Raw genomic sequence first — 12919 nt, 5'->3', positions numbered from 1 at the left:
CCCTGCCGTTACGCCGATATCGGCCTGTGCCGTAACATCTGCTGCCTGTGCGTTTACATCACGCCCGGCAATAATGACGGCGTCGCCGCCGCTGGCAATTTCCGTTCCCTGCTGGCGTACGGCGTCATTGACCACGGTTTTCTTCTTCGCACGATAGCTGTCGCCGTCGGTCGTTGCTTCAGCCTGCAGGTTGGCATCTCGCCCGGCCAGCAGACCGACATCATTCTCCGCAGCCAGCCCAGCCGCATGGGAATTAATATCCTGACCCGCTTTCAACACCAGATTGTCACCCGCTGAAACGGTAGTACGGGAAAGCCCGGTGCTGTGCGATTCACTGCCCCCGTTACGGCTACTTTGCTGAGTGGTAGCCGCATTCAGATTGAGATCGTTACCCGCTGTTAGCTGAGCATTCCCTCCCGCTTTAACATCGCTGGCGGTGATATTGAGGTTATTCCCGGCATTGATACCGAGGTTACCGCCCGCGCTGATGGCGTTACCCTGCCAGTCCACTGACGACCGACCAGTCTCAGTTATCCAGCGTCCGGAGTGACTCCGGGCATCGTTAATCTGGTTGGCATTTACCGCAATATCCCCCCACGCATCCATCAGCAATGAGCCGCCTGCAGAGAGATTCGCGCCAGTAACAGTGATATCTTTGCCTGCCGAGAGCGACAATCCGTCCTGCGCGGTTATCGATGCCGTAGACCCCAGCAGAGTATCTTTAAAGCTCACATTGCGGTATTTGTCCCTGGCACTCACATCAATCTGTTCCGCCAGCGTCAGATTATTGATGTTGCCGCCCAGGCTTTCCAGCGCTACCGTTTTTCCGCTGATGGCGGAGCTGACGTTATTGATATCACCAATCGCGCTCAGGTCGAGGTTGCCCCCGGCCTGCATCAGACCATTGTTAAGGTTGTTAATACTGTTTTGGCTGTCGAGAGTGAGGTCGTTTCTCGCCAACAGCGTACTGCCGGAGTTGGTGATATTCCCGCTGGTAAGCTGAACATTATTCCCGGCAATGACGCTACCGTTGTTCACGGTGATATCTTTCGGCGAGAGATACAGCTTCGGTATCATTACCGTCTCACCGTTGACGGTGGCGGCTTCCCACCACAGCATGCTGTGCTCAAGGGACGCTATCTGATCTGCCGTCAGCGCCACCCCAAATTTCAGTCCCAGCGACTGCTGAGTGCTTGCAGCGCTATCCATCAGATAACGCATCTGGTCAAGGTCAGAACCAATGCCGTTGATGTATCGACTTCCCGTCTTATTCAGCATGGCGTTACTAACATAGCGGGTATCGAACGCCGCATCACCGAGGAAACGGTAGTCATATTCAGGGTTCAGTTTGAGACGATCGAGCATATAGGCCGATCCCAGGAACTGGTTTTGATCGGTATACGCAATATTGGTTTCACGCGGCGCTTCGCCAGGTTTGATACCCAGCATTGCATTCAAATCACCAAACAGGCTGGGATCGAGCTGACCAAGACCATTCAGTTTCGGGTTAACGTTGATCAGATACGGGCTTTTCGGATCGTCGGAGACGACGAAATACCCGTTCTTTCCGGAAGGCAACGGATAAGCGCTGGTATCCACCGTTTTGCCCTGATTTATCCCAGCGGCATTCACGCCCTTCTCGCCTGGGTTAATCAGGCCATTGAGTTGACCGAGGCTGGCGTTACCTTTCTGCGTGGTAGAAACAGGGTTGAGCGTAGCGTCTGATACGCCGCTGCTTTCCAGCGCGCCGCCGCCGTTAATCTTCTGCAATACGTCATGCAGTCGATCGTTCCACTGTGGAGAGCTGACACTTACCGTGTCATTGCCTGCCAACGCCTGCTTTTGCACCCCATTACTGATGGTTTGGTTGCTGAGGGTGTTGAGGGTAGGGGTAACGATGGTATTGCTAACTCGCCCTGCGTTAGAAGTTGTGTTTTCGTTACCAATAGAGTCAGTAAAATTTGCTGTAACTTTGCCGCCTGCCTGAATCACCGAACGGTAAGTTTCACCTCCTTCCTGAACACGGTCATGCCCTTCAAGGCTAAATGATATTGTGCGTTCTTTAGGAAGCACAATAGTTTCACCTTTACTGTTTCTTCCCTCATTATAACGCGGAGGTAACACATCTATATTATTTACGGCAAATTTCTGACGTGAGTATTTCTCTGGGGTATAGGTATAAACCAGATAATCAGTAAGCGTCCCGGACTGCCAGCTCTGGTTATTTAATGTGCTTCCTGAAAGGTCGATATTATTATTTGCCAGAATAGTACTGGCTGCGTTATCCAGCGCGTTTGCGCCAATTGACAGATTTCGCCCTGATGAAATACGACCGGCGCCGCCAGAACTGGAAACCTCTGTTTTTACCTGGCTGGAAATGAATTTTTGCGTCGCGGTATCTTTGAACGGCGCGTAGTAATACTGATAATAATGGTGGTAGCTACAGGCTCCATGTGCGTTACAGGCTCCTGATTCTGTTGTGTAGGAATAACCATTAACACCATAGGATCCTGACGGTAATTGGCTTATATCAACTTTTATTGTCGCATCACCTATCCCAGGAATACTGTTTGATCCAGCTATTTGTGTCTGGTTTGTTTTCAGCCCATCCCGCTGATTCAGCAGATGCCCGGTTTTGATGGTGATATCACCGTTCTGGGTTTCGATATTACCGGAGGTGTTGACCACTTCGCTGTTGGCATTTCCCGCCGCATCTCGCTGCATCCACAGATTGTTTCCCGCGAGGATATCGCCGCGCTGGTTGGTAATGGTGTTAGCATATAGCGCCAGATTATTTGCCGCGTACAACAGCGCCGTATTGACGATGGCACCCGGTGCATTGAGCGTCAGAGAGCCACGCGTTCCGGTGAAACCAGAGACTGAAACATTACCGCGACTGGTCAGCGTAATATCGCCGCCGCCCTGTAACGTTCCGGCGGTATTGAGCGCTACGCTGTCGCCGCTGAGATAACTGGCGCCGTTGCCAGTGGTGATTTGTCCATTATTGCTGAGCTGTCCGCCCGCCGTCAGGTTGAGCGATTGCCCCTGAAGCACGCTACGGTTGTCGATAGCGCCATCACTGGTAATGGTCAGCGTTTTACCCGCGGCAAAAGCGCTTTGCACAGTAAAGTCATTCACCAGTTTCAGCGTCAGATTACCCAGCGCAACCACCTGCCCCAACGTACCCAGCCCGTGACTCTCAACGGACAGATCGCCGCCGCTGAACAGTTTCCCTGCCGCATTCTGATTAATCTGGCTGGCATTAACACTCAGTTGCGAGGTGCCCAACAGCGTACCGTTATTTGTCAGTTGCGTGTATTTCACCGCCAGTTGACCGGCCTGCGCGGTTCCCAGGTTGGTAAAACTGGTCCCTGCAAGCGTGGCGCTGTCAGCCAGCCAGTTCCCGCTATTGGTGGCCGTTGCTGCATTCAGAATGAGGTTTGCCGCCTGTAACCAGCCTGCGCCGGAATACTGCGGCGTGGTCAGCTTCATTCCCGCGCCAGAAAGCAGTTTGCCGTCATTGAGTGCGCGAGTTGTGGCGTTAAGATGAGTCTCTCCACCGCCCTGCATTAAACCGTAGTTGGACAGCACTGGCGTAGAAAGCGTCAGCCCCTGGCGGCTGACAATCTCCCCGGAAGCCTTGTTTATCAAATCACCGCTCAGCGACAGCGTTGCGCCATTATCCCCTTGCAGTCGTCCGCTGTTGGTCAATGCGCCGGTCGTCATGCCCAGCGTCGCCCCCTGAATTTTGCCCTCATTGGTGACTGACGCCGCAGTCAGATCCAACGCGCCCCCGCTCAGCATACTGCCCGCTTTCTGCTGCCTGACCGCGCCGTTCATGGCAAGCGTAAACGCATTTACGCCGCTAATCGCCGCACTGTTATCAAGGGTTGTCCCCTTCAGCGTAAGATTTTTCGCCGTCCATTGCCCGGCGTTAGCCAGAGAAAGCGCCTGTAGCGTCGCGTTACCAAGGGCAGTAATTTTGCTGCCCGCCGCAGACGTCAGGTTATTTGCGAGCGTAAGCTGCAGAGCGTCGGCGCTTTGTATTGCCCCGTTGTTTGTCAGCGTTTGCGCATTGAGCAGAACAGACTGCCCTTGCCACACGCCGTTATTCGTCACCTCGCCAGAAGAGAGTTTCAGCGTCCCCTGCGTCAGCAGTGAACCACCTGCTGCGTTAATCAATTCCTGTTGCGGTGAAGCCATCGCCATGCGCGCCATCAGACGCTGACGAGCCTCTAGCGTCAGGCTTTGCAGACCGGTCAGCGTACCCTGATTGTGGATCCGGTTTTGCTGCAGGGTCAGGGTATTTCCCTGTACCGTGCCACTGTTATTAAGCTGCACGCCGTCTAGCGTTACGTCGCTTTCGCTGAGCAGCTTGCCGCTGTTATCAAGCTGCTGCGCGGTCAGTGACATTCCGCCATGACTCATCACTTCGCCTGATGTAGTAAGGCCGTTGTTTACATCAGCCGTCAGATTACCCAGGCTTATCAGCGATCCTTTGTGCAGCCAGTCATCTGCGGTCAGCGTAAGTTGCTGCCCCTGCAGCGTTCCCTGCGTCGTGATAGTGCCGGCATTGACGCTCAACGCGCCGCCGCTCAGCGTACGGGACGTAATGCCCGTCGTGAGCACATCGCCAGCCAGCGTAAGCCCATTCGTCCCCTGCCACAGGCCTGTATTGTTTAACGTCGAGGCTGCAAGTGTCAGCCTGTCACCGGTAATACGCCCGGCGCTGTTGATATCATCAGCCGTAAGCGTCAGTGCGCCGCCACTTTGAATGTGTCCGGGGTTGGTAAGTCGCCCGGACAGCTTGCCTTCCAGGCCATGCAAACCGTTAAACACGCCGCTGTTATTCAGCGAGTCGGCAGTGAATGTCAGGGTATCGCCTTGCAGTACGCCGGCGTTTTCCATCGCACCGGAATGCACCAGCAGCGCATTACCGGCCAGCCATTTACCTACGGTATCCGTGATGAAGGTATTCGCAGAAACCGAGGTATTGTCGTTGCTCTGTACCAGACCGCTGTTACGGATTGATTTTCCATCCAGAGTGACACTTTTCGCCGCCAGCGTACCGCGGTTATCCAGGGATGCAGTATTCATCGACGCCCCCTGTTTCGCCACCATACTCCCCTGGTTTTCAACCGAGTTCGCCAGCGTCAGGTTCAGGGAATCGGCCTGAATATCACCTGCGTTAATTAATTTGCTGCCGCGCAGTGTGAAGTCGGTATTTGTCAGCAGCAGACCGTGGTTTTCCAGCATGTCGAGGCCTAAATCCAACCCCGCGCCGCTAACCAGTTGTCCCTGCTGACCATTGAACAGATTGCGGGTGGTGAGTTGTAGCGCCGAATTACCCTGCACAATGCCGTTATTCACCAGCTCCGGTGCGGAAATGATCAGGGATTTTGCAGCAATCATTTCGTCGTTAAACAACTGTGCCGCAGCCAACTCAAACAGGTTGAGACTGCGCAGCGATCCCTGATTATCCAGTCGCCCGTTAGCCTTAATCTTCAGACTGTCCAGTGCCTGAACGCTGCCGCTATTGCGCAGGTTATCCAGTCTAATCGCCGCGGTACGGCCCTCTAGTTGGCCATCATTTTCAAAACGCTTTCCGCTGAGCTGTAGATCTTCACCGCTGGTCACCTGCCCACCAGCAAGGTTTGTAAAGCGATTCCCATCCCAGGCGAGCGCCTGATTCCCCTGCAGGATCCCACTGTTGCTGAGATCGCCGTGTAATGCCAGCACCTTCGCTGCCAGCATTCCGCTGTTATTCACGCTGGCGGCATGCACGGTCATACCTTGTTGACTGAGTACTTTTCCCTGGTTAGTGAACGCGTCGTGTACTGTTGCCGTTACCCCCGTTTCTCCCAACGCATTACCGCTATTTTGCCACGTATTTGCTTCCAGATTCAGCGTACCGCCCTGCAGCAAGCCAGTGTTGTGGAGAGTCTGATTCTTAAGACTTAATTCACCCACCGACAACACATTACCGTCGTTATTCACGTCCTGACTGTTCAGTGCGAGCGTATCGGCGGCCATGAGTCCGAGGTTATCTGTCTGCTGTCCGTGAACAGATAATGACGTGTCAGCCAGCAGGCGTCCCGCGGCTTCGTTTTTTATCGTCGCATATTCACTTTGCAGATTAACGCCGTTAATTTCTCCGCCGTTAACCAACTGGCGACCGTTGAGGTGCAATGAACCGTCGGTTGTAATCAACCCATGGTTAGCCAGATACGGTATATCCAGCGCTAGAGATGCTTTGCTGTAGAGTGAGCCGCCGCTGAGGTTTTCCAGTCTGTCGGTATACAGGTTCAGCGCGGTGTTGCCCTGCATCAGACCGCTGTTCACGACATGCTGACTCTGGAGAGTTAACGTGTCGGCGATCAGAGAGCCGCTGCTGGCGAGTCCATCAGATGCAATAATCGAGATGCGTTCGGCGCTGGCGCTACCGCTATGGGTCAGCGTTGTCCCACTGAGCGCCAGAGTATCGGCCAGCAGATCTCCATGGTTATCAACTGACTGCTGCGCGCTGAAACCGACGCGTTCCCCAGTGGATTTCCCGCCATGACTGAGCCTGTCAGCCGTCACATCCAACGAACCTTTTGCCGCCTGTACGCCGTTCAGCGTCACGTTGTTGCCCGTAATCGCAAGGTCCAGACCGCTCTGCAAATGACCGTCTTTGCCAGTAGTCAACTGCTTTGCGCCGACATTAAGCGCACCAGCGGCATTAATCTGACCGTTCAGGTTAAGGTTTTGCGTAACGTTTAACTGTATGTCCTGTTGCCCGGCGATCAGCGAATCTTTCGCGGCGGTGAGGTTTTCAGCATTGACCGTTACTCCCTGGTTGCCAGAGAGGACGCCATGTTGTTCAACTGTCGCGGCCTGCACCGTTAATGTGCCATCAGAGAGCAACTTTCCACCATTACTCAGCGTGGCATCAGCCCGGATATCCGCATCGTTTTTCGCGCTCAGGATCCCCTGCTGGTTCAGCGCTACCGTTTGTACTGAAAGCTGGCCGCCGCTCGCCAGCGTACCCATATTATCCAGCGCCCCGCTGTTGACCGATACGCTGTTACCCTGCATCAGACCTGCGTTGTTAAGGCTGCTGACAGAAACATCAAGACTGCCATTTGCAGCCAGTTGACCACCATTAACGAGGTGCCCACCAGAAAGGGACAACGCGCCTCCCGCATTGACCTGTCCCTGGTTGTTCATGTCGCTACCGGTCAGGCTTAATGCGCCCTTCGCATCGGCACGACTGGCGTTATTCAGAGCTATGCGCTGTGCCTTCAGCGTTAATCCGTTACCTGCTGAGAGCAATCCCCCCTGCGCCGACAGTTCGCCTTGACTGTTAAGGCTGACATCAGTATCACTCCCCAGTGTGGAACGGGTCAGCGCCAGCCCATTAGTACCCGTAACATGCATTTTTTCTTTACTGGTCAGGCTGCCGTCGGTGATTTTCAGCGAACCGTCACTGCGCAGTGAGGTGTTTTTCTGGCTAACCAAAGTGGTTGCCGCAATGGCTACATCCTGTTTAGCAGCCACCTGCAACTCGCCAGCTGCAGCAACCCCGCCCCCCTCGATCGTCACCTTGCCATCGCTGCCCAGTTGCACGCCTGCGCCGCTGGAGAGATTTGCATTCTGTAACGCTAACGCCCCGGTGCTGTTGATGACCATCCCGCTTCCGGTCTTATGACTACCGGTCAACGTGACGCCTTCGCCACTGGCGGATAGACCACCATTTGCCAGACTGTTGCCGATCGTTAATTTCCCGTTAGCATTGAGGGTGATATCACCCTGACGGGCATTCAGATTCCCGAGGTTGACCCCCAGCCCTTTCTCGCTGGAGACCAGATGAATTCGATTAGCATACATGCCGCCTAACGCACCGGTGTCTACCGCAATTTTCGGTGCTTCCCCTTCGCCATTCAGCGGGCTCACCTGGCCATTCGCCGCCACGCGATTCGCGCCGGCGATAACCGTCAGATCCTTGGCGTGCAACGCAGCATTAATTTCCGTGGCACGGGCAATAATCGACACCGCATCGCTCTGACTACCATCCAGCCCCTTACCTTCGATGGTAATGCTGCCCTTGCTTACATCCAGCGACTGTAGGTTGCCGTTGGCATCCAACACGGGTTTACCGGTGGTCAGCGTGGCGTTAGGCGTGTTGATAAATCCACAACCATTACAGGTAATGCCATAGGGGTTGGCAACCATGACGTTGGCAGCTTTCCCCGCGACTTCGGTATGGCCCTGAAGCTGCGAACGGTTAGCGCCGGTAACTTCGTTGATGATCCCTGAAGCTTCCTTTCCCGGTTGCAGGTTCGGGTTATTCTGGATGATGCCGCCGAGCTGGGTCTGGGTAAATTGCCCGGTCGCGTTGTTGAGGATCAGCCCCTCTTTTCCCACGTTGTAGTCGTTATATTTATTGTGTGAAATCCCGGACTGGTTCGGCGTGGCAATATTCACCACCGGAACTCCATTGGCGGCTTTATCCATCTGCGTATTGCCTTCAGGCGTGATGGCGGCAGCCATCGCTGGGAGCAGTGGTTGGGTAGCCAACAGGAAACTCAACATGCCACTTAGCAAACGCTGGGAAAAACGAACCTGATCCTTTTTCATCACCCTTATTCCTTAAAATGCCACCGCAACGCGGTAATACACATTGAGATGATCCGGCGCCAGCCAGTCCGGATAGTTAACTGGCGTTCCTACGGTGAACTGACTGGAAAACCAGCGCCCTGAACTGGTTAATCCCAGCGCAGCCCCCCACAACGTGCCGGAGGCATAGCTATCAACGTTATCCTGTTTCAGCCAGCCGCCGTCGAATGCCGCTATCGCGCCAATCTGTCCCAGCACCGGCAGCGTAAATAGCGAATAATTCACTTCATTGCGCCAGTAGCCGCCGTTATCTCCAGAAATGTACTGTTCTTTAAAACCGCGAACGGAGGTTTCTCCGCCCAGCGTCAGGCGTTCACTTCCATAGAGTCGGTCTGGAGACCATTGAAAATACACGCTGCTTAGCCACCACAGTTTCTCTGCCAACGGGCGCTGGAAACTACCGCTGACGCTCCATTTGCGAAATTCCGCCCTTGGCACATCACCCTGTTTATCGTTGTCATCCTCTGCGCCAAACCATGGCACGCCCTGGGTGAATGAAGGGTTAAACGTCGCAACGCCGGAAGCAATTTTTTGCGTATGGTTGATGCCCAGCGAAACGCTGGAAAGCTTGCGACTACTGGTTTCCAGCAGGATATCATTCAATTTGTTACGGTTAATTCGATGCGTCAAACCCAGCGATGCAGCGGTTTTGACATCACCATTGCGAAACAAAACCCAGGATCCGTTCAGACGATGGGTTTCGCTATCTCCGGTGGAACGCCAGGCATAACCATTGTTATCAATCGTGCTGAGGTAGTTACTCCAGCTGTAGTTGTAATCAAGCAGTCCGTAGCCGTAAGGAATACTCACGCCGGCCGCAAAGTTCTGCGCATCTTTGCTGCTGGAAAAATCGCTACTGCGTCCGCCGCTAATAAACCATTTATCCGCCAGGCCGAGCATATTATTGAAAAATAGCGCACCACTGAGCTGTCCGGTTCCGGTGCTCTTTTGTCCACTGTTATCAAAACTAACTGAGCCATTGAGTGGAAATTCAGGCGTGGCGGTGAGGTTAACTATTGAGAACCCCTGCTGACTGCCCGGCAAAATTTCAATTTCCACCGGCGTCTGGCGAACCCGGTTCAACTGCTCCATCCCCTGTTCAATGTCACGCAGATTGAGAATTTTTCCTTCCATTCCGGGAAAGGTCATCAGCAGAGTGCGCGATGGGACGCCTTCCAGACGTATTTGCTGCAATTTACCCTCAAGCACCGCAATGTGCAGCACCCCGGATGAGAGATCCTGTTCGGTTAAAAAGGCACGACTGGTGATGTAGCCTCGACTGATATACCAGTCGGAAATTGCATTTGTCAGTTCCGTAAGGCGGGGAATATTCAGGCATTGATTCACCCATGGCGCGGTAAGCTTTGCCGAGGCAGCGGCGGACAACTTCGTTGCGCCGTCAATATCAATACGCGAAATCATAAAACACGGCCCTTCAGTCTGGGCTGGCGTTTTCGGCGTTACGATTTCGGGTAGCGTAACGCTACGCTCCAGCTCTTCACGCTGGCGCTGGTTTTCATTAAGTCGCTGCTGCTGTTGCTGCTGAATGGTATTCCGATCCGCAGGAGAGAGTGGCGCCGCAGAAACAGTTGTGAACGGCAAAATTAACATCCCAATTAATATTGCCAACTTTCTTTCATCCCTGAACTTCACCCCACCCCCCATAAAAGTACGAAAGCGAACTTGACTGTAAAGCACAGCCGATCCTTGTAAAAAAGCACAAAATGTAAACAAAAGTAAAGACATTAAGTGCTATTTCACTTCATTCCAATTGCATTTTAGGATTTCTTATGCTCTTAAGTTAAATTATTCTTACTCTGTTGACCTAATCCCATCGCAAATCGCCCATTTACCCACATTAACGATCTGGACAATACGCTACGATGACGCCACTCGCATCGTGCTAACAGACACACCTCCCCGGCACTAAATAAGCGGAATCCGCAATACCTGGAAATTGTACTATTATCGCTTAACTTAATTGTCGTAAAGTAATAGCGTTAAAAAACATGGAATAATTAGAAATGAATACCAGCATAATTAAACCTTCCGCTATCGTTCTTTTCTTCCTTATTCTGGCAATGCTCAATGGTTTTATTGCAACCCTGGGTTTATTCTTGTCGATTTATACCCTGTGTAAATTTCGTTCCGACGAATACAGCCCATATCAGTATTTTTTAGCAACCAACTCACTCATTTGACAATTATGCCTTTTGTTTTAATAGGGCTCACCAAAGCAGAAGGGAAGGAAGAGAAGGGAAGGAAGAGAAGGGAACGCTTAACGTTTAGAATTTAGCCACGTTTTTGCGCCAGCCAGATGGTATGCCCGGCGCAGTGCGGATCTTCCATCACCATCTCTACCACCACAAAACCGTGCGCTGACAGCAATGCGCGGTATTCATCCGGCGCGAGGCTGGCGTGAAACAGCGGTTCGCCCTCAAATTGCCCCATCGCGATACCGTTTTCCGTCCCGCTGGTAAACATCAGCGCGCTGCCGGGACGGCTGAGTCGGTCAAAAATCGGGAACATCTTTTGCTGATCCTGCTGAGTTAAATGGAAAAAGCTGTCCCAGGCGATCAGACCATCGAAAGTCTCGTTAAGTCCCAGCTCGCGCATATCCTGCGCCAGCCAGCGCTGTGCGGGAAAAGAGTGCCGGGCCCGCGCCAGCATCGCCGCAGAACCATCAATTCCCGTAAGCGGAAAGCCTTGCTGAATAAAATAACCAGCAATCGGCTGACCGTTGCCGCAGCCAATATCCACAATGCTGCCTTGCCCGCCCATCACGGTAATGAACTTATCCAGCCAGCTTTTCTCGAACAGTGCGCGTGAACGCTGGCTGGCAAAGGCCTCCGCATGATGTTGGTAGATGGACAGAATGTTGTTTGCCGCAGAGTCGCTCACGATGTCCTCACTTTTTTATTCTGTTAAGCATCACGACGATAAATCCTCCAGGACACGATTTGCAACCCTGGAATGCGCCTCGCAGAACCAATGCGCAAATACCCCAAAACCGTCCCGCTGTGGCATCATAGCGCGCAGATAACGTCATGACAGGGGTGATAAACGTGAAACCGGTAACGCTATACGATGTGGCAGACCATGCAGGAGTCTCTTACCAGACCGTCTCGCGCGTCGTGAATCAGGCCAGCCACGTTTCCGCAAAAACCCGACAGAAAGTTGAGGCCGCGATGGCGGAGCTCAATTACATCCCCAACCGTGTCGCACAGCAGCTGGCGGGCAAACAGACGCCGCTGATTGGCGTCGTGACGGCGAACCTTGCCCTGCACGCCCCCTCGCAAATCGTTGCCGCCATAAAATCCCGCGCCGACCAGTCCGGGGCCAGCGTGGTGATCGCCATGGTCGAACGTAGCGGCGTTGAGGCATGTAAAGCCGCAGTCCACAACCTGCTTTCTCAACGCGTAACCGGGCTTATCATCAACTACCCGCTGGATGAAGAAGACGCCATTGCCGTGGCTGCCGCCTGCGGTACGGTGCCGGTACTGTTTCTCGATGTCTCAGATCAGACGCCAATTAACAGCGTGATTTTCTCCCATGACGACGGCGCACGTCTCGGCGTTGAACATCTGGTGCAGCATGGGCATCAGCGTATCGCCCTGCTGAGCGGGCCACACACTTCGGTTTCGGCAAGGCTTCGCCATGCGGGGTGGCATAAATATCTGGCGCACTACCAGCTGCAACCCACCGCGGAGCTGGAAGGCGACTGGAGCGCGATGTCAGGTTTTCAGCAAACGCTGCATATGCTTAATGGTGGTAATCTCCCCACCGCCATGCTGGTCGCTAACGATCAAATGGCGCTGGGCGCGATGCGGGCAATCAGCGAGTTCGGTCTGCGGGTGGCGGTTGATATCTCGGTGATCGGCTACGATGACACCGAAGACAGCGCCTGCTACATCCCACCACTGACCACCATCAGGCAGGATTTTCCGTTACTGGGTGAAACCAGCGTCGACAGACTGCTGCAACTTCCCCGTGGGACCTCAAGCGTGGGCAACCAACTGCTGCCCGTAACCCTGGTTAAGCGCAATACGGTACTGCCTCCCGATACGCAAACCCCCTCACCCCAGGTACTGGCCGACTCACTGATCCAGCTAGCGCGGCAAGTTTCGCAGCTCACACCCAAATTGTGAACGCATAACAATTATGTGAGTCAGTTCACTCATTGAGCGCCCCGTCCTTTACAGCTGGGATCGCTTATTCGTATTTTGATTGAAATTGTGAGCGAATAACAAATTCAAACAGG

Annotated in this window: 5 protein-coding genes; 2 read left to right on the top strand and 3 right to left on the bottom strand. The window is 53.6% G+C overall.

Annotation, left to right across the window (positions count from 1 at the left end; all coding sequences use genetic code 11):
* A partial coding sequence (locus tag FDW87_RS03050) for a filamentous hemagglutinin N-terminal domain-containing protein (protein WP_252362972.1) occupies positions 1-8619 on the bottom strand: 8619 nt, incomplete at its 3' end.
* 12 nt (positions 8620-8631) lie between these two features.
* Positions 8632-10269: a ShlB/FhaC/HecB family hemolysin secretion/activation protein gene (locus tag FDW87_RS03045; protein ID WP_225836947.1), complete on the bottom strand. Its 1638-nt coding sequence runs from the start codon at positions 10267-10269 to the stop codon at positions 8632-8634.
* A gap of 413 nt (positions 10270-10682) precedes the next feature.
* On the opposite strand from FDW87_RS03045, the gene FDW87_RS03040 reads away from it, so the two are divergent.
* Complete coding sequence (locus FDW87_RS03040; RefSeq protein ID WP_230851690.1) at positions 10683-10859, top strand: hypothetical protein; 177 nt, start codon at positions 10683-10685, stop codon at positions 10857-10859.
* A gap of 91 nt (positions 10860-10950) precedes the next feature.
* Here the strand turns inward: FDW87_RS03040 and FDW87_RS03035 are convergent, their stop codons facing one another.
* A complete protein-coding gene (locus FDW87_RS03035) occupies positions 10951-11559 on the bottom strand; it encodes a class I SAM-dependent methyltransferase (protein ID WP_016155803.1) in 609 nt (202 codons plus the stop codon).
* 164 nt (positions 11560-11723) lie between these two features.
* On the opposite strand from FDW87_RS03035, the gene FDW87_RS03030 reads away from it, so the two are divergent.
* The gene (locus FDW87_RS03030) at positions 11724-12806 is read left to right on the top strand and encodes a LacI family DNA-binding transcriptional regulator (RefSeq protein WP_016155802.1); all 1083 of its coding nucleotides are present in this window, start codon (positions 11724-11726) and stop codon (positions 12804-12806) included.
* Positions 12807-12919 lie beyond the last annotated feature (113 nt).

This window comes from Citrobacter sp. wls826 (assembly GCF_005281245.1).
Classification (GTDB): domain Bacteria; phylum Pseudomonadota; class Gammaproteobacteria; order Enterobacterales; family Enterobacteriaceae; genus Citrobacter; species Citrobacter braakii.
Note: the sequence above shows the minus strand (reverse complement) of the source record. Positions and strands in the feature narration are given on the sequence as shown.

Coding starts and splice junctions, on each gene's coding strand:
- FDW87_RS03040 (WP_230851690.1), top strand. CDS start 10,683: ATGAATACCAGCATAATTAAACCTTCCGCTATCGTTCTTTTCTTCCTT.
- FDW87_RS03045 (WP_225836947.1), bottom strand. CDS start 10,269: ATGTTAATTTTGCCGTTCACAACTGTTTCTGCGGCGCCACTCTCTCCT.